Source organism: Alistipes sp. D31t1_170403_E11 (genome assembly GCF_015553985.1).
GTDB classification, from domain to species: domain Bacteria; phylum Bacteroidota; class Bacteroidia; order Bacteroidales; family Rikenellaceae; genus Alistipes; species Alistipes montrealensis.
This window is the reverse complement of record NZ_JADNHQ010000004.1, coordinates 148,739-168,523: the sequence shown is the minus strand read 5'-3', so window position 1 is coordinate 168,523 and position 19,785 is coordinate 148,739. Positions and strand designations below refer to the sequence as shown.

11 protein-coding genes and 1 riboswitch are annotated in these 19,785 nt (G+C 58.3%); of the genes, 1 reads left to right on the top strand and 10 read right to left on the bottom strand.

Going from position 1 to position 19,785, the window contains the following annotated elements; all coding sequences use genetic code 11:
* Position 1: 1 nt before the first annotated feature.
* Positions 2-412, bottom strand: coding sequence for a DUF4834 family protein (locus I2E69_RS09970; protein ID WP_195461065.1), 411 nt, complete (start codon positions 410-412; stop codon positions 2-4).
* A gap of 335 nt (positions 413-747) precedes the next feature.
* Between I2E69_RS09970 and purB the strand changes: the two genes are divergently transcribed.
* Positions 748-2,103, top strand: a complete 1,356-nt coding sequence (gene purB, locus I2E69_RS09965) for an adenylosuccinate lyase (protein ID WP_195461064.1) — start codon at positions 748-750, stop codon at positions 2,101-2,103.
* 70 nt (positions 2,104-2,173) lie between these two features.
* Here the strand turns inward: purB and I2E69_RS09960 are convergent, their stop codons facing one another.
* From I2E69_RS09960 to I2E69_RS09920, 9 genes are all read right to left on the bottom strand, one after another.
* Positions 2,174-3,814, bottom strand: a complete 1,641-nt coding sequence (locus I2E69_RS09960; RefSeq protein WP_229095452.1) for a PL29 family lyase N-terminal domain-containing protein — start codon at positions 3,812-3,814, stop codon at positions 2,174-2,176.
* A 251-nt stretch (positions 3,815-4,065) separates the two neighbouring features.
* Positions 4,066-4,266: riboswitch (cobalamin riboswitch) on the bottom strand.
* A gap of 578 nt (positions 4,267-4,844) precedes the next feature.
* The gene (locus I2E69_RS09955) at positions 4,845-5,606 is read right to left on the bottom strand and encodes a S1/P1 nuclease (protein ID WP_229095451.1); all 762 of its coding nucleotides are present in this window, start codon (positions 5,604-5,606) and stop codon (positions 4,845-4,847) included.
* Between the two features lie 11 nt (positions 5,607-5,617).
* Complete coding sequence (locus I2E69_RS09950) at positions 5,618-8,368, bottom strand: BACON domain-containing protein (protein WP_195461062.1); 2,751 nt, start codon at positions 8,366-8,368, stop codon at positions 5,618-5,620.
* Positions 8,369-8,385: 17 nt separating this feature from the next.
* The gene (locus tag I2E69_RS09945) at positions 8,386-10,341 is read right to left on the bottom strand and encodes a calcineurin-like phosphoesterase family protein (protein WP_195461061.1); all 1,956 of its coding nucleotides are present in this window, start codon (positions 10,339-10,341) and stop codon (positions 8,386-8,388) included.
* 19 nt (positions 10,342-10,360) lie between these two features.
* Positions 10,361-12,493 carry a BACON domain-containing protein gene (locus tag I2E69_RS09940; protein ID WP_015547447.1) on the bottom strand — a complete coding sequence of 711 codons (2,133 nt, stop codon included), beginning with the start codon at positions 12,491-12,493 and terminating at the stop codon, positions 10,361-10,363.
* A 17-nt stretch (positions 12,494-12,510) separates the two neighbouring features.
* Entirely contained in the window at positions 12,511-14,019 is a 1,509-nt protein-coding gene (locus tag I2E69_RS09935; protein ID WP_015547446.1) for a SusD/RagB family nutrient-binding outer membrane lipoprotein, read from the bottom strand.
* A gap of 13 nt (positions 14,020-14,032) precedes the next feature.
* Positions 14,033-17,638, bottom strand: a complete 3,606-nt coding sequence (locus I2E69_RS09930) for a SusC/RagA family TonB-linked outer membrane protein (protein ID WP_229095450.1) — start codon at positions 17,636-17,638, stop codon at positions 14,033-14,035.
* Between the two features lie 228 nt (positions 17,639-17,866).
* Positions 17,867-18,865: a FecR family protein gene (locus tag I2E69_RS09925; protein ID WP_195461060.1), complete on the bottom strand. Its 999-nt coding sequence runs from the start codon at positions 18,863-18,865 to the stop codon at positions 17,867-17,869.
* 124 nt (positions 18,866-18,989) lie between these two features.
* Complete coding sequence (locus I2E69_RS09920) at positions 18,990-19,520, bottom strand: RNA polymerase sigma-70 factor (RefSeq protein WP_195461059.1); 531 nt, start codon at positions 19,518-19,520, stop codon at positions 18,990-18,992.
* Between the last annotated feature and the right edge of the window lie 265 nt (positions 19,521-19,785).

Genomic DNA, 19,785 nt, shown 5'->3' with positions numbered 1-19,785 from the left:
GCTATTCCTTTTCCTCTTCGAAATCGACGTAGTCTCCCACGTCCTTCGACACGCGCTTCTCGGGCGTTCCCGGGGTTTTGTGCACCTTCACTTCGCCTTCGCGCTGTTTGCGCTGCTGTTCCGCAAAGGGCGAGCCGAACCCGCTGAAACCTTCCGGCCCGGACCGCTGCCCGAAGCCTTCGCCGAACTGCTCCTCCATCTGCTTGCGAACCTTGTAGATCCGCCAGCGGAAGGCCAGCATCAGCACGACGATCAATAAAATAAGTCCCATAAAAAAGTACAAAATAAACAGTGCGATGCCTTTGAGCAGCGCAGGGGCGCCGAGCGCCAGTATGACAATGACGAGCATCGTCAGCGGATTGCGCTGTACGAACCTCACCAGGGAGTCGATGATTGCCAGTATAAAATTCATTCCGATTTCGGTTTACATCCCTGCAAAGACAGTGCAAGCCGGGCGCAGCGGCAAATTTATCCGACGCTGCCGGCGTGCAGCCTGTCCGAGCAAAGTTTATCTTTGCAAAGGTAGGGAAAATTATGCGTATTTCAATTAAATGTCGTAAATTTGGCGTTTGAAAATTCCCGGCATCGTCCGTTTGCTCCCGGGCCGCACTTCCCGCCGCAGGCGGCGGAACAACCCCCTGTCCGGGGCGAAGGTTCGGAGGCGGATCGGATTTGCAGGCCCGCCCGCCGGCCGTGATGCCCCGCCGGAAACAGCGCACAAAACGATACGTAAAAAATAACAAAACAATGTCAACTCTCCTGAGCCCTCTCACAGCCATTTCGCCCGTCGACGGGCGTTACCGTAATAAAACGGAGAAACTAGCCGATTATTTTTCGGAACAGGCACTTATCCGCTACCGCATCCGCGTCGAAGTGGAGTATTTCATCGCGTTGTGCGAACTGCCGCTTCCGCAGCTTGCCGGCATCGACCATTCGAAATTCGCCGCCCTGCGCGCCCTCTACCTCGATTTCTCGGCCGCCGACGCCGAGCGGGTGAAGGAAATCGAGTCGGTAACGAACCACGACGTAAAAGCCATCGAGTACATTATCAAGGAGAAAATGGACACCCTGGGACTGGAGTCCTACAAGGAGTTCGTGCATTTCGGCCTCACCTCGCAGGACATCAACAATACGGCCATCCCGCTCTCGCTGAAAGAGGCGATGACAGGCGTCTACTATCCCGTCGTCGAGGAGGTCCGCGACAAATTGGCGTCGTTTGCCGAGCAGTGGCGCGAAGTTCCGATGCTGGCACGCACACACGGACAGCCCGCCTCGCCGACGACGCTCGGGAAGGAATTCATGGTCTTCGTCGAGCGTATCGAAAAGCAACTGGCCATGCTCCACGATATCGCCGTTCCGGCAAAGTTCGGCGGCGCCACGGGCAACTTCAACGCCCACCGCGCAGCCTATCCGCAGTACGACTGGGTGGCTTTCGCCAACCGGTTCGTGGGCGAGACGCTGGGTCTCTGCCGCTCGCAGTACACCACGCAGATCGAGCACTACGACAACCTGGCTGCCATCTTCGACAACATGAAGCGCATCGACACCATTCTCGTCGACCTTTCGCGCGACATGTGGACCTACATTTCGATGGAGTACTTCAAACAGCAGATCAAGGCCGGGGAGGTCGGATCGAGCGCCATGCCCCACAAGGTCAACCCCATCGACTTCGAGAACGCCGAAGGAAACTTCGGCATCGCCAACGCCGTCTTCGAGCACCTCGCGTCGAAACTGCCCGTTTCGCGCCTCCAGCGCGACCTGACCGACTCGACCGTATTGCGCAACATCGGCGTGCCCATGGCCCACGCGGTGATCGGTTTGCAGTCGTTGCTGAAGGGGCTGAACAAAGTAATCCTCAACCCCGAAGCGCTGGCGCGCGACCTTGAGAACAACTGGGCCGTCGTAGCCGAAGGCATCCAGACCATCCTGCGCCGCGAAGGTTTTCCCAAGCCTTACGAGGCGCTGAAGGCCCTCACGCGCACCAACACCCACATCACCCGCGAGTCGATCGCAGCGTTCATCGAGACGCTCAACGTCGCCGAAAGCGTCAAAGAGGAACTGCGTGCGCTTTCGCCCTCGACCTATACGGGTGTATTCCGGTAGGCCGGCATATACACCGAAAACTAAAGGCAGGACCCGACGGGTCCTGCCTTCGTTTATTCGGAACGGTTCGTTACTCCTTGCAGCAACGCACCGTGTAGCCGTAGGAACGCTCCTTGTCCAGTTCGATATTGATCGAGCCGGTTCCGCTCGACAACTTACTGCGGAAGAAGAGGTGATAGGACTTCACCGAAGATGCTTCCACCGACCAGTAAGCGCCCGAACCGCCGGTCGAGGCACGCAGGCCCACAATGGCGCCCGAACTGTAATTGCGATAACCCTGCGCCGGATACCAGGCCGTCTGCCCCTCGTGGGTGTAGGTCATGCCGTAATTCGCCCCGTCCCATACGGAAACGCCGTCGATATACTGGCGGCCTGCGCTCATATCTTCCCAGGCATCGGTTTTAGGAACCTTATATCCCGGAGGACAGGGATCGTTGAGCGTCTTGCTTTCGCCCCAGAGTTTCGGATTCGGCGAGGCGAGCCAGTTGTAGCCGGTTCCGACCGTATTGTTATAGAATGTCATGGGATTGGCCGCAGCCCCGGCTGTCGTCGTCGTGCTTTTGCTGAAAGCCCAGCCCAAGGCTGGATAGGCCGGATTCAGCACCGTGCCGTTTTTCGCCTCGAGGAAAGCGTTGGCCGAAGCCTCGGCTTTTTTGCCGCCGTAGAACGGGTCCTTGCGGCCCCACTGGTAATACATGCCGTAGGCATCCGTACCGCCGACGGTCGTGCCAACGGCGCCCAGGTTGCGGTCCATGAACACCGTGCCGTTCTTGTAGGTCATCGTCTGCGGGGCATCCGTTACCCAGACGTGCCAGCTCCATACAATTACGCCGTCTTCCATCAGGGCGACGAGGGAGTTGCCCCTGCCGTCGCCGACCGTCAGGGAGATGTCGCCGGAGGTCTTGTCGAAGGCAACGTCCGAAACAAGCCCCTCGGAATCGGTCCACAGCCAGTCGGCCGTCATGCCGTCCGTCAGGGAGATCGCCGGCTCGAAACCGACACCCTCACCGGCGCCGTTTCCGCGCACTTTGGCATTGAAAACATACTTTCCGGGAGCCGGAACCACATAGCAGTTGGCCGTTCCCGCGGCACTCAGGTCGTTGACCTGCGCAGCCGAAAGCGTCCCGCCGTCCGCCAGCAGTATCTCCACCTTGCCGTCCCCGGCCGTTACCGACCGGAACAGGGCCACCCGCTCGTCGCCCGTGGTTTCGATCGGGTTTCCGGCGGCGTTCACGATCTGCCACGGCGTTGCGGCGGCATCCGTCGTCACGGTCCAGAAACCTTTATCATCGCGCCCCATGACGGGAACAGGTCCCGAAACAGGCATTTTCGCTCCGGCGGCATCTTTCAGCCAGGGAGTATCCTTCTCCGCGGCCAGCGTCCAGTAATAAACGTCTCCGTCGGCGGCAATGCCCACCAGCGGCGCCGCCGCGGCCTCTGCATCGCAGGCTACCGTAATCTGCGTACCGTCGCGAAACGTAAGCAGCACGCTGCCTTCGGCCTCGTCCAGCGCCCGCACTTCCGAACGCGACACGGCTTCAGCCAGCGCTTTCAGCGAGACCAGTCCGGCGTTCAGGTCTTCGATTTTCTGTAACAGTTCAGCCGAGGGAGGGGGTACGGGTTTGTCTCCGTCCGGGTCCGAGGGGCCCGATTCGCTCTTGCAGCCGCCCAGGAGCAGTGCCCAGGAGCAGATCATAAGTAACTTTTTCATCATGCTTTGTTTTTCAGTTAATGGTTCCATCTGTTCTGTCTCGTCCGTAACGGACAAACATCACGGTGGATACCGCACAGGCAGAAACAGGCATAATGACCCGGCAAAGCATGGCGACGACTTCCTCATCCGACCGTAAAAAAGTCTGTCCGAAGAGGTTCGCTCCCAATGGAAAAAGAAGGCTGAAGTAAATAAGTACGTACGGAAAACCGCCGGTAACGACTTCAGGCGCTCCCTTTCTCCGCAGGAGCAAACACCCTATCTCGCAAGGCAGGTCTTCTGACTTGTCCCCCGGCGCAACGCCTTCCCGGTCCCGGAGGACCAGTGGCTCAGATTGTCGCGACGAAAATGCCCTTTCGGGCGGGACTCACAGCAGCGGGAACTGTTGCCGATTCACACGGCATTCCCTTTTAATTCCCCTCCATGGGGAAACCATTGCACCGCGAAGGTACAGCTTTTATCGGCAGGATGCAAACGATCCGGCGGATTATTTGCACAGGATACGAAAACCGCTTCTGCACAACAGGCCGGACCGTTTCGACCAAAATGCGCCCTTTTCCCGACTGACACCGCAGCAACTCTGGCACGCGCTTTGTACTTATTCCAGTCAACTGCGGAACAGCAACCGCAGTGAGGTTTCTTCATTTATTTAAGTTTGGGTTAGTAGTTTTAGGAGGGCAACCTCCTGGGGGCAGCAGGCAATCGTGAGATTCCCTGCTGTTTTTGTATGTGCCCGCGCGGCCCTCCGAAAACTCCTTTCAACCGGTTCACGCAACAACCCTCCCCACGCATGCAGAACGGCACGAAGGCCGACAGTGCGCAAACGGCACATCGCCTGCCCGGAAACCGGACGCGAAGTGCCGTTAGCACCCTGCTGCTGCGCAGCATCCCGCACACGCCGGAGCCTTTGCCCTGCTCCTGCGGTCGTTAGCAGTTTACAACCGAAAATCAGTTTCGAAAGGCAACCTCCCGGGGGCAGCAGGCAATCGTGAGATTCCCTGCTGTTTTTTTGTCCCCGGAGGTCCTCCTACTAACCGAACAATTCGTTGAGCACCGCAGCCAGGCGGTACGAGGCCTTGATCAACTGGCTTTCGGGCAGCAGGTAGGTGTCCAGCACGAACTGCTTGTCGTAGGTCTCGTCGGCCCGCTGCCAGTCGTAGATCACCCGGCACGCGACGGCGGTTTCGTGCAGCCATTCGCGGGGCGTACCCTTGGCCATGGCGGCCTTCTCGCGCTTGGAGAAGGTGTCCAGCAACTGTTGATACTCGCTGTAACTCCAGCCGTGGGCCCCGTCCAGCACACCCCAGTCCCACATCGCATGGTAGGACATCTTCCTGCCGTTGAGGTCCGCGCGGCCGCTCTTGCAACCGGCGTATTTGACATGCGAGGGACAGTGCATGTCACCCACGATGTGGATCACATACATCAGGTTCAGCCGCACGAGCGAATCGCTCATATTCCGGTAGTCTTTCAGCCGGTCGACGGCGTGCATCAGTTCGACGACGCAATTGGTCTTCCCCTTGCGCAGGGTGTCGACCAGTTGCATGCCGGCATCCACATAACTCACATGCTCGACGTTTCGGAATTCGGGCGTATCGCGGTACTTGTCCATCCACGATGCGTAGTAAACGATCGAATGGTCGAGGTAGCGGGCGATATTCCTCTTCGCCCGGGGCGTCAGGTTGCATTCGGCGATATACGCAATGGCGTCGTGGCGTGTGCGGTCCCATGCCTGCGACGGCAGCGCCGCGCAGAGCATAAGGCTCAACAAAAACAGTTTCAGGTTTTTCATTGTCTTTCAAATTAACGGGTTAACGATTCGGCGCGGAAGTTATCGAACTGCACGCGGTTCTTGCTTTTGACCGCCGGGGCGAACACCACGCGGGTCGTAGCATCGGCTCCCGTGATCGTGAAAGAGAAACCCTCCCACGCATTGCCGCGCGACAAGGTGAACGAAATGATTCCGCCCGAAGCGCCTTCGATGGTCCCGGCGCCCTTCAGGCTGGCCGTCAGGGTCTTGTTCGTATCGGCCGCACCGGAGAAATACTGGAAGAAATAGGTGGCGTCGAAGCTGACCTTCACGTCGTCCGTACCGGTAATGCCGGTGAATGCCGGGGTGATCAGGTTGCCCAACGCCGACGACGAATTGAGGTGAATATACCCCGGACGGGTGTAAACGCTCTTGTTGGTCGCATCGTAACCCCAGCCGTTGAGCGACACGGTCCCTTCCTTTTCCAGCAGGTCGAGGCGCACCATCGTATCCACCGTACAATAGGTGTTGATCCAGTCGGTGTTGGTCGCCAGCAGGGCACTGCCGCTCCAGGGATCGGCCCAGGAGAAATCGTCCTGGAAGTAGACCGTGGCCGTCGAAGGAAGGATATCGGCCCGGACCGCCGCCGAAGGCTCCGACGAGCGGAACGTCTGCGGAATCTCCACCTTCGAACTGTTGTAGTTCATGTGGTTGGCCACCACGCGGAAATTGAAATAGGGGTAATTGCCGAAATTCTTCCCGGCCAGCCCGCCGATATGTACGCGGGGTTCCCACGTTTTACCCGTAGCGACCACCTGTCCGTTCGGCAGTTCCACGAAATAGGTGTAATCCGTCGCATCGGACACCTCGGCCCAGGAAGCCTCGAAACCATAGGCGCTGTTGGCGGAAACGGTCACACCGGAAGGCGTCGCGAGCTGGGGCAATCCGCCTCCGGACGACTTTACATCGCCCTCGACGGGATCGCTCCAGGCGGATTCCTTATAGGTCTTGTCGCCTTCGGCGGGCAGGGCGCGGACCGTCAGGCGGGCCGAAGTCCCGGCGATCAGTCCGGTAAATTCGGCCGACAGCTCCGTCGTCTTGCCGCTGCGCGAGGCGACCACCTCGCCGCAGTTGAGACAGGTGTAGGAATACTCGTACTCCGCAGCCTGCGGAACCTCGGTCCAGGTGAACTTCACGGAACTTTCGGTAGCGGCATCCTGGTCGAACGTCACCGCAGGAACCGCCAGCGGTATCAGGTCTACCGAAGGTTTGTCGTCCGGGCCCGCCTTGACGATCCGCACGTCGTCCAGGAACCAGCGGTTGGCCTTGGTTTCCTCCACCGATTCGAAGACCAGTTGTGTGGCGTCGGTCGCGCCGTAGACGATCAGCGTCTTCTCTTCCCACTGCACCGGCGTTTCGGTCTGCATGACGAGCACCTTCTCGGTCGACACACCGTCGTTGACCGTACCCGGACCGATCACCCGCACCTGCATGGTCGAGGGATCCCACGTGCCGTTGGCAGCGACGTAAATACAGCATTTGAAAGTAACCTTGAGATCCGCCGCACGGTTTTTCCGGATGTCCAGCGTCGGGCTTACCAGGCCTCCGCCGCAACCCGCCGCATTGGAACCGCGCCCCATCTTGACATAGCCGATACGCAGGTAAACGCGCTCCTTGAGTTTGTTGTCATCGGTCTTCCACCCCGATCCGACGAGGGTGTTATAGGCCTCCTGCCCGTGGCTTGCCGCCGTTATGCCGTTCCAGTAGGTTTCTGCCGTAAGCGGCGTAGGATACGTCCCGATGTAATCGGTTCCGCCGTATACGTCGGTCACCCACGAAAAATCGTCCTCGAAATAGACGTAACCTTCCGGCTTGCCGTCGTCGCCGCCGACCTGGAAAGCAACCTCCTGTCCCTCTCCGAAGTTGCCCTCGTAAAGGCGGAAGTCGTCGATGCGGTAACCGCCTGCGGGGGCTTCGACCTTAAAATCGAGCGTGGGATTGTCCTCGCCGACCCAGAACCGCGCCAGGACCTCTTTCCAGTCGCCTGCGCCGTCGATCACTTCGTATTGCAGGGCGATCAGTTCGTCGCCGCCGTTCCCAACGAGCACCCGGAACCGGTCGGGCGTCAGTTCGCCGCCGGGAGCCAGCACGCCCATCTTCAGACGGAAATAGGAGTCGTCCCGGGTCGCCACGTCGCGCACGGAAAACGAGGGCGTCACAGTTTCCGGGCCCTCTCCGGGAGCCTCCAGCACGATATTGTTACCGCCCGAAGCCTCGTCGTAGCCCGACGAAGGCGTGTCGGCCGACACGAAAGCGTTTACGCCGGAGAATCCCACCGCCGAAGCGCCGACGCCTTCCGGTTCCCACGCCGTATAGCCGCCCACGGCGACCGGCTCCGCAACGGCCGAAGCCCCGGCCCCGGTGCGGATGTAGTAGATAAGTTCATCGGAGGAACCCTGCGTCACCTCGATCTGTGCGGTCACGCCGTCCAGCGAATCGAACCGAAGCGTCGTCGAACGCCTGCCCCCGGGATTCACGGCCGCGGTGACCTTCACCGTCTGGTTGCCGTACGCCGCACGGGGCGCGACGGTCAGCCAGTCGGCATCTTCGTCGAGGTTGATCACCCAATAGACATTCGACAGGACATCGAACGTGACATCGCCGCCTTCGTAGGTCATTCCACGCTTGTTGGCGCTGACCGAAGAAGCGCTGAGTGCGAGCGTCTCATCCCCGGTCCGGTCCGTACTGCAGGCCCCGGCGACCAGCGCCGCGAGTCCCAACAGCCATATACTGTACTTTTTCATGCTCTTCGTTTTTCAGGTTATTTCGAGGTCTTCACAAAGGCCTTCGGCCGCTTCATCCGTTCCGAATAGACATTGCCGAAACGGTCGGTGACCGTGATTTCGAGTTCCGACACGGGCGACGACGCCGTCACGCTGAACATGTGCGACGAGCAGCACGACGCCCAGTCGGCATTGGCTTCGTATTTGGCCTCCACGCGGGGAATGTCGAAGGTGATCGTGTGCAGCGGGTCGCGGTCGAAGACACGCTTCACCTCAAGCGGCGAGCCATCCTCCCGCACCTCGACCTTCCAGGCCGGATCGTAGTTCCAGACATTGATATAAACAACGTTATCGCCCACTTTTCCATAGTCGTCGCCCTTGTTGTCACGGCTCGCATACTGGGCCAGCAGTGCCTTGTAGGTGCTGTTGTCGAGGTGCTTTTTCACGGTGTTCATGTCGTACGTGCGGAACTGGTATCCGGCAGGTTCGCCGATGCCCTTGTAGCTCCACTTCACGTCGGTCGAATTGACCGTATAGATTCCGTAACCGGCAGGCGACCCGTCGACGCAGATGGCCCGGTCGGAAAAGAAAGTGCTCCACCACCATGTTTCGCAGACGGCGGCCGTGTTGTGTTCGATCACCTTGTCGTTGATGACCATCGTGGAGTTGTGGTGCGTATGCCCCGTTATGAAATGCACCTCGGAAAAATCCCGGACGGCATTCATCAGCGCCCCGGTTCCACCCGTGGCGCTCGGCATCTTGGCCGTGTTGGCGAACGAAGCGTTGTAATTTTCGTAGAGCTGGACATGCAGGCAGACCACCAGCGGCGCCGTCTTATCCTCGACGGCAGCCAGGTCTTCGGCCAGCCAAGTCATCTGCGCCAGCGACACGACGCGGTTGTAGTCGCGGCTGCCCAGCACGCCGTCGCTGCCGCCCGTATTGATCCAGTCAATGTCGTCGAGTACCACGTAGTGCACCTTGCCGAGGTTGAACGAATAGTAGTTCGGCCCCAGCGTCCTGCAATAGGAAAGCTGCCCCGGGGCGTCGCCCTGCACATAGGGGTCGTTATCGTGGTTGCCCATCGCGTGGAATACGGGCACGGAATATCCGTTCCGGGAAAGCCACTGCCGGTAGTGCGGAAGCCGGAAATTACGGTCGTACCAATACCTGTCCCAGGTCATGTCGCCCGCCATGAGGCAGAAAACCGGCACGGAGCTGGCATCGGCAAAAGCCTGCGTTTCGGCGATAAACCCGTTTTTGAAATTGCGCAGGTCGTTCTGCTTGTCGGCCAGGTGCAGGTCGGCGCCCACCAGCATGACGTGGTTTTCGGTATCGGCCTCCACCAGCTCGAAGTTATGCGTCTCGCACACCCCGGCCTCGTCGGTCAGTCCGGCCCAGAAGCCCATCATATTGTTATCGAGCGCAGCGGGCAGGTAACCCTGGGGAATCGTGATAAAGACATACCCCAGCGTCTTGAGCGACGGAATCCAGTAGTAACCGTTCTCATCGGTGGTGACCGTCTGCAACCCGTCCGACACGCGGACGCCCGGCACGCCTTTGTCACCGCAGAAAACAATGCCCTTGATGTTCATGCCCTCCTTGTCGGGAACTTCCTGGTCGGTCGTAAGGTAGATTTTCACCGTGGCGACATACTGCTCCTGCGCACCGCGAACCACATAAACGTCGTAGCTCTCCCGGGCGATCGCCGCAGGTATCACCACACGGGCCGTCTTGACCGTAACGCCGCTTACCGGCAGGTCGAGCACAGCGGCGTCGGCCCGGAACGAAACCACGTCGCCCGCCTCGAAGCCCACTCCCTGCAGGGTCAGCGTCTGCCCGGCATACACGCTCATAACGGGCGCGAGGTAGAGATTGCGCACCAGCCTCCGGGACTGTTCGAACTCCGGGGAATCGCTCTCCGAGCACCCTGCCGCGAGCAGGAAGCCCGCGAACAGGACGAAGAGCATTTTCAATTTGAATTGACCTATTTTCATCGTTCGGATTTTTAACGGTTTATAAATCGAGGCACGACATGCGTACGACACCGATGCGGCTGGTTCCCGAAGCGGTGTTCTCCGTGTCGCTGGCATTGCGCTGGCGGGTAGCCCGCAGACGGATCGAGAAACTTTCGCGGTCTTTCAGCTCGTCGGGCAGCACGAAGAGGTATTCGGGCGCTGCGATGCTGTTGTGCCAGTTCGAAGCCACGTATTCGTTGCCGATCGGCGTCCAGGTTTTGGCATTGTCCGTATCGGCCCACTCCATCTGGAAGTACATCGGGCCTGCGGTGTTGCTCGAGGCCGTAAACTGGAGTGAAATCTGCCCCGTAAAGCCTTTCGTCGAGAGGTTCGAGAGAATCCAGCAGCAACCGTCCGTATCGGTATTGACCGCAGCGGTATTTTTCCACCACCCCTGCGCCATCACGGCGACATACTGTACCCCCTTGGTGTTGCCGTAAGCCGGGAGCCATGCATTCTTCACCGCATCCCATGTCGCCGCCGTACAACGGGCATGCGCCCACGCCAGGTACATCTGCTGCGTATTTCCCGAAGTCGATCCCAGCACGTCCTCGCCGACCGAATGTTTGAGCTGTCCCTGTCCGACGGACGCCGTCACCGACTGCATGGCGCCTGCATTGTCGGTCCACGGACCGATCTGCATGACGGTCTTCGAAAGGCGGCTTGCGGCCGGGGCCTTGAAGTTGGTGATGTCCGACTCGCGGCGGATGCGCACGCACCAACTCTCGACCGGACGGCGCATCTGGTCGCGGCCATCGTAAACGTCGCATTTGTAACGCTTGTTGACGATACCCGTGATATCGCCGGCCCCTTCGGGAATCATCGAAAGCGCCCGCTCGGTGAACGACCACGTGGTGTAGAGTTTAGCCGTATTGCCCTTGGCGTCGCGCAGGTAATGGCCGTACTCGATCGTCAGGTCGTTGTAATCCGCCGAAGCCTGATAGGCGGCTCCCTGTTTGATACCGAGGTACGACACCCCTTCGTTGATGTTGACCAGCGTCCCGTAAGGCAATGCGAATTCAACGTTGCGCAGCGTCACCAGCCGGTTCTCATACGCCGGCAGCTTCGTCAGGTCGTCGATCACGACCGGTTCGACGGGTGTTCCCGCCACGGCGCTCTGTACGGCCGTCGAGGAGAGCCCGGCGATCTTCAATCCGTTGGTATAGGCGTCGCGTTCGATATGCTGTCCGTACATGTGGAGCGTAACGACCTGGTTCAGGTCGCAGGTATTGTCCGCCGCATCGTCGAATTCGATCCACAGGCCTCCGGTCTCGTCCTGGATGAACATCGTGTTGTTCACCTGCTCGCCGCCTCCGGTCGAATAGGCCACCGGATAGTTGCGCGTCGTGCGGTCGCTGATCACGCTGCCCGCGACATAGACGTTGCGCGCGATCTTACCCTCGCCCATCGCCAGCAGGTCGGCAACCGTGATCTTTTCGGCCTCCTCGAAGGCGCTCGACCGGTCGGCCTGCATGATGGCAAACACACACGACACCGAAGTGCCGTAAGCCCGGATACGCACCTGCGCTTCACGCGGCTCGGAGCCCGGATTCGCCGCACAGGTGAAAGTCTGGCTCACAGGCGTGAAGTCGCCGATCGTAACCCACGAGGCATCGGCCGGATCGACCAGTTCGGCCACCCAGTCGATATTCGACTCGACGCCCACGGTGAAGGTCTCGCCCTTGACCGAAACGGTCTTGCCCGACTCCTTGACGTTGACCTTCAGTTTGGGCTCGTCGCCCGCCTGGTTGAACCGGATCGTCGCCACCGAAAGGCCGTCGACCACGATATTCAATGTCCCGTGGCGCTGGTAGGCCGTCGTATTCTTCTCGACCATGGCCGAGAAACGGGCGTCGCCGACACCCTCCGTCGGCCAGTAGGACAGCCATTCGAGGTCCTCTTCGTAGGTGGGTACGAGTTTCCAGCTTCCGTAGTTGGAGTACATCAGAAAATCCTGTGTCCCGCCCGCCGTATTGAACGACACCTCCTGAATCCCGTTTTTGTCGTTATCGAGGATATAGACATATTTCTCCTGCGTCTCGTCCTTTTCGCACGACGTGGCCAGTGCCGCCGAAACCAAGGCGGCCGCCCCGGCGGCAAAGATGCAAAGACGTTTTATCATCGTTTTCATAGTCCAGTCTTTTTCGGTTATTTGATTCCTTTGTCGACGGCGGCCTTACTCCACCAGACGGGGGTCTTCATGTCGTCGGCGCCGCCGTAGTAGGTCCTCAGGCGTTCGACGGCCGCATTGTAATTCTCCTTGTTGGTCTCCATCGTATTGGTCGGATAGACCAGACGCGTCGGCAGGATGTGGTCGTTGAACGTACCGCTGCCGATCGTCAACACCGGATACCCCGTGCGGCGATAATCGGCCCACGCCTCGTAACCGACCCAGAACAGGGCCACGTATTTCTGGTTGATGATCGATTCGAGCGTTCCGTCGTAGGGGACATTCGCCAGGAAATTCTCGATCACCTTGTCGGTGATGTTCAGTCCCGTCGTATCCACCTCTTTCCAGTAATTGATCGAAGCCCGGATGGCGTTCTGGTAACAGGCGGCGGCATCCCCCGCGATCCAGCCGCGCTGGATGGCTTCGGCCTGGATGAACAGCACTTCGTCGTACTTCATCAGCGCGTAAGGCGAAGCATAATCGCCCAGATTGGCTTTGTTGAGGTTTGCGATACCCGTAAAATCGGCCTCCTGCGATTCGATACCGCTTTGGCCGCCTTTCCAACCCTCGGCGCCCGACGGTTGCTGGAACCAGATACCGATGCGCGGATCGCCCGAATGATTCATCATGTCGACGATCTGCTCCGCAGGGCGGCGTCCGGTCGAGGTGGTGAACTGCGTATTCAGCTTCGTGCCCCAGTAGTTGACGAAAGGCTCCACGCTTTCATAAGACATTTTGGCATTGTCGCCGTTGCTTGCAAAAACCGGATACCGGTCCGGATTATTGAAGATTTCGGCGATCTTCGCGGCGACGCCCATGGCCGCATTGCGGTTGCTCAACCGCATGAGCAGGCGCAGGTAGAGCGAATTGTTGAACTTGCGCCATTTCGAAATATCGCCTTTGTAGAGCAGGTCACGCTCGGCGCTGGGTAGTTTCAACGAACTGTCGTAAAGCGAATTGGCATGCTCCAGGTCGGCAAGCAGCGCCCGGTAGACCGCCTCCTGCGAGTCGAACACCGGCTGTTTGATACCCTCGGACGAACCTTTGAAAGCCTGCGAATAGGGAGCGTCGCCGAACAGGTCGGCAATGTTCTGCAGGAACAGCGTCCGCAACGTGAGTGCAATAGCCTCGTAATTGGGGTCTTCTTTCCGGACAGCCAATTGGCGCATGTGGTCGGCATTGGCCGCCTGCATGTAGAGATTGCTCCAGGCCGACGCACCCACCGAATTCTCGATCACATAACGGTGGTAGGTGTTGTTGCCCGAGCCGGCGATCGTATACTGGATCAGCTCGCCGTTGAGCTGCCAGGTCCGGTAGAGGAATACCTCGGTCCCCGAATAGAGCAGTTCCTGGATCATGCCCGCAGGGGATATCTTCCACTGTTCCATTTCGTTGGGATTGGTATTGTATTCTTCGAATTTGGTCATACAGGCGCTTGCCGCCGTGAGCAGCAGGGCCGGGATCAAGATATATTTCAGCATTTTCATAATCGCGTCAGTTTTAGAATCCGAGTTTGAGACTGAATCCGTAGGAACGGGTCATCGGGTAAGCGCCCGTCTCGACGCCGCGGTAGAGCGACGATCCCGAAAGCGAAGCCACCTCCGGATCGAACTGCGGGAAATTCGTGATGCAGAACAGGTTCGTGGCAAAGAACGACAGCGAGACGTTCTGGAACACCTTGGTCTTGGAGCAAAGTTTCTTCGGCAGCGAATATTCGACCCGCAGTTCCTTCATTTTCAGATACGAGGTGTCGAAAACATTGGATTCGGTGTTGCCGCGCGGATAAATGACCGTATTGTAGTAATCGACCGCATCGGTGGTGATGGTGTTGTTCGGCGAATAGACGCCGTCGGCGGAGACGTTGACGCCCGGATGAATCAGGCCGTCGTAACGTCCCTCGAGCGAATTGGTCAGCTTACCCATGTAGGAGAGGATCGAATTGGTCAGCGAGTAGGCTTTGCCGCCATACGAGGCGGCGAACGAAGCGGAAACGGTCAGGCTTTTATAACTCACCGTCGTCGTCAGGCCGGCCTTCCACTGGGGGTAAATACTGCCCAGGTCCTTGAGGTTGGTAGCGTCGAGGATGGGATTTCCGGTCGAGGCATCGACGATATGCTGTCCCGAACAGTCGATCTTATGCCCGTCTGCATCGTAGTAAAAAGCACCTTTGGGCGCTGTTTCGAGCCCGTATCCGTAGATACGCCCCAACTCTCCGCCCGGATAGGCGTAGATGAAGACTTTGCTGCCGATGGTATTGCTCGCGTTGAGCTGCCAGACATTGACGCCCGGCGCCAATTCGACCAGTTCATTCCAGTTCTTCGACCAGTTGGCATCGATATTCCAACGCCAGTTTTTGGTTTTCACAAGCTGGAACCGCGCCGAAAGTTCGATACCCTCGTTACGCACGCAGCCGGCGTTGATGACCATCGACGAAGCGCCGGTCGCCCAGTCGGAGGGGACGTTGATGATCTGGTTCGTCGTCTCCGAACTGTAATAGGCAAAGTCGAAGGAGATGCGGTTTTGCAGGAAGTGGCCTTCGAAACCGACCTCCCAGCTCTCGACATTTTCGGGTTTGAGCCGGTAGTTTTTGGTCGATCCGGGCAGTTTGTAAGCCCCGGTGAAAACCGATGAATTGGAGTAGGAACCCAGGAGCTGGTAAGGCTCCGTATCGTTACCCACGTTAGCCCACGAACCTCGAATCTTGAGCATGTCGATCCACTTGGCCTTGTTGCGCAGATTGAACACCTCGTCGAGCAGCACGCTGGCGCTCACCGAGGGGTAAAAATAGGAGTTGTAACCGGGAGCCAGCGTACTCGACCAGTCGTTGCGGCCGGTAACATCGAGAAAGAGCATGTCGCGCCAACTGAGCGAAACCAACCCGTAGAACGAATTGATCGACTTGGTCTTGCGCAGGTTGTCCACATCGAGTTTTCCGTTGACGTTCTGCAAAATGAACACGTTGGGTTCTTCGAGCATATTGGCCGTCAACCGCACGGAATGATACTTATAGAGCATGTTGTTACCGCCCAGCGACGCGTTGAGCGAAAAATCGCCGAACGTATCGCGGTAGCTCAGCAGAAAGTCGTTGTTGAGCTCGATGTTGCGGATCGTTTGTTCGCGGTACATTCCGTCGAGGTAGGCATGCGTGTACTGCGGTTTCTGCTGCGTACGGAAATCGTTGCTGAAGTCGATGCCCGAACGCACGGTCAGCGACAGTTTCTCGGGAATAATATGCCCCGTCACGCTGGCATTGCCGTAAACACGGTCTTTGGCCTGCGTATTCAGACATTCGTAAACAATGAAATAAGGATTGTCCATCGATCCGTTAATCAACTTCACCGAAGAATCGCTGCCCGAATAGTAGTCGACCAGCCGGCCGCTGTTCCATTCGTTGTATGCATCGCGGGCCGAAGCGCTCACAGGCTGCCAGAGCAACGTTTTCAGGGGCGACGAATTGCTGTATCCGCCCACGGGCAGGTTGTCCGAATTTTTGCGGTAGTAGCTCAGTTTCAATCCGGCCTCGATGTATTTGTTCCGCTTGCTGATAGCCGAAAGCGTGAAGTTCTGGGTACTGAAACCCGTATTGGGCACGATCCAGTCGTTGCGCGTATCCTTGACCGACACGCGCAGCGACGAGCCATGGCCGTCGCTGGCGTCCACCGCCAGACTGTTGGTGTAGGTGACGCCCGTCCGGAAGAATCCCTTGTACCAGTCGCATACTTCGTACGGAAGCCGCGTATAGGTCCCCGTCGCCGGATCGAACGAGGCATACATGTAACGCATCTGCCCCTGGATTTTCTCGCCGAACTGGTAACGCGAATGGAATGCATTGATTTTTTTGCCGGTGTCCGAATGATCGGCATCGACCGTGTAGAACGAATATTCGTCGGGATTCAGGCCGTTGGTCATATGCCCCGTATTGATGGTCGTCTTGCGGAAGTCGCCGGCGCCGTATATATTCTGAAAATCGGGCCAGTAACCCGCCTTGTCGAAGGTTACCGAGGTGGTAAAAGTAACCCCGATGCCCTTCTGCTTGCGCCCCGACTTGGTCGTAACGATGATGGCGCCGTTGGCGGCGCGAGATCCGTAAAGCGCCGTTGCAGCCGGGCCCTTCAGCACCGAGATCGACTCCACGTCGTCGGGATTGATGTCACCGGCGCCATTGCCGTAGTCGATCGGGGCATCGTCCGATTCGTAAGAACCCGACGACGTATTGGAATCCATGCCGCTGCCGATGGGCACGCCGTCGACCACGAACAGGGCCGTATTGTTGTTATACGAGAGCGAGCCCTCGCCGCGCAGCGTGACACGGACCGATCCGCCGGGTCCTGCGGCCGACTGGTCGAGATTCAGACCGGCAACCTTACCGGCCATACCGCTCAGCCAACTGCCGCTGGCATTGTTGGTGATGTCGTCGGAGCCGATCTTCGAGACGGCATAGCCGAGGCTCTTCTCCTTACGGGTGATACCGAGGGCCGTCACCACCACGTCCTCGATGCTGTTGGCCGCCGCCCGGAGCTGGAAGTCGATACGCGTACGGGCGTTCACCGTCTCCGTCACCGAATCGTAACCCAGATAGGAACAGACAATTTTGCCGTTTGCCGGAACATTCAGCGTATATTCGCCGTTGGCGCCGGTGCTCGTACCGAGGGTCGTACCCTCGACGATCAGCGTCGCACCGACGAGCGGCACGCCGTCGGCATCACGCACCGTACCGGTTATTTTCACATTGGGACGGGCCTTGTCGGCCGCCTTGCGCACGAGCACGACCTGTGTTCCCCGCACCGTAGCCGTCACCTCGGGGATCGCCTGCGCGATGACCGCCTCGACGGAGGCGTCGGTCACGCTGAGCGAGACCCGGCGGGCGGGATCGAGATCCGAAATGTTATACACGAAAGTGTAGCGGCTCTGCTTTTCGATGGTTTGCAGCAGCTCTTTTACCGTAATATTCTTGACGTTAAGCGTCAGTTTACCGTCGCGCGAAGAGGAAGGAGGCACTGCAACGGCAGCAGTAGCGACCACCAACGCCAGCAAAACCGGCAGGACACGCCGCAGACCGCAACGGGCACGGTACGCCCGTTTCTGAATGGAAGTTTGAAGTTTCAAGGCAATAAGGTTTTTGAATGCACGAAAAAAGGTTCACACGTTCCGGACAACCGTCGGTTGCGGCCGCCGGAGAAGGCCTAACAATCGAAAGCAGGAATGCGTAAAGGTCTTGTCATAGCGATGAAAGTTTTAGAGTTATTTTATATAATATTGACTATCAGCATATTACATTTCAGCAATAAATGAGTTATCCCACGTTGTCCCAAAGAGGACATCGTACAAAACGGTCTATCTGCGTGTTATGAAAATTGTTCCCCCGGAGGATTCGTAACGGATCGGAACCACCAGTGCGATGGCATCCAGAATCTCCTCGAGCGGCTCGCTGCGCAGCGAAAGCGTGAGCCGCGCCTCGAGCCCGACATCGTCCGCGATGTCGAACTCGACGTTATAGCGGTGTTCGAGGTTGACGAAAACGGCGTCGAGACGCATCTCATCGAGTTTCTGCGTTTCGAACATCCACTTATTGTAATTATTGGCATCGACAGCCTGGTAGTCGATCTTTTTCGAATTGCGGTAGGCGACCAGCCGCTCGTCGGGACAGAGCGTGACGGGCAACTGCCCGGCACAGGTGGCTTTGACCGAGCCGGAGACAAGCACCAACTCGGCATAGTCCAGGTGCTCGTAACATTTCAGGTCGAAGACCGTCCCCAGCACCTCGACCTCCATCAGCGAAGTCCGGACACGGAACGGTTTCGAAGCATCGCGCACGACGTTGAAGAGCGCCTCGCCTTCGAGCCGTACGGAGCGCAAATCGCCGTCGAACGACTCGGGATAGTAGAGGCGGCTGTCGTAGTTGAGCCAGACCTGCGTACCGTCAGGCAGCACGAAGCGGCCCTTGCTGTCCTCGCCCGTAACCACAAACACCCCGTTTTCGGGTTTCAGGAACAGGCGGGCGCCGAGGGCGCCGAGTCCCAGCACCACCCCGCAGACGGCTGCAACGGCCGCCATACGCCGCCACGATGCAGCCAGACGGGCAATGCGGCCCTTTTTCGGAGCCGCGGCAGACGAAACCGCCGGCATCGACTGCATCAGCCGCTCGAACGACTGCTCATAGGCAGCGCCGTTCACCGGGCCGAGCTTCGCCGCGTTCCACTCCTCGAGCAGTTGTTCCTCCGCAGCCTCGCCGCCCGCATGCTCGTCCAGCCAGCAGCGGAACTGCTCCTGCACCTCGGCGGGCATGTCGTTGTTCGCGAAATCGGAAACTATGTTCTTGGTCTTTTTAGTCATGGCTTTTTTCCGTGGGGAAGCATCGTGCGGCAAAATGCCGGGGCGCCGCAGTCCGCTGTCATCCTCTTACACATACTAGACGATCCAGCGGCGCAACACCCCTACGCCGAAATGAAAATAAAATTCAGGAAATTTCCTTTTTGATGCTGCCGAGCGCTTTCGTAATCTGGTTTTCAACGCTTTTGGGGCTGATATTCAACTCCTCGGCAATTTCACGGTTGTTCTTGCCGCACTCGCGCGACAGGCGGTAGATTTCATACCTCCGGGCAGGCATCTTGCTGACGGCGGCTTCGATCTGGCGCGACAGTTCGGCCGTGTCGATCCGTTCCGTAACGTCGTCGCAAAGAATCTGCCCGTCGACCCGGGCGCTGTTTTCGAACTGCATCCGGATCCGGCTGTGCTTACAGATGTCCAGCACGGCATTGCGCGTCATGCGGAACAGGTAAGCGTTGAGCGACTGAACCTGGGCCAGTTCACGGCGCTGCATCCACAGTTTGGTGAAGATATTCTGCGACACGTCCTGCGCCTCGTGGATATTCTTCAGCATCTTCATGGCGAAGGCCTCCACACGCGGGGCGTATTTCAGGAAGACAAGCCGGAAGGCATCACTGTCCCCGCCGCTCATCCGCCGTAAAATATCTTTCTCATCTTCCATATCAGGATGCTATATATTTTCTTTTATAGCTATTATCATTGAATATCCGTCACAAATAAAACAATAAAAGAAATAAAAACAAAATTATTCCGGTGAAAATTCCATTACAAGTCCCGATAATCGACCAAACGGTCTGCGGCACGCCCCGGCTACGGGTTCGGCACGCACTTTGTACTTGCTTCAGTCAACTGCGGAACAGCAACCGCAGTGAGGTTTCTTCATTTATTTAAGTTTGGGTTAGTAGTTTTAGGAGGGCAACCTCCGC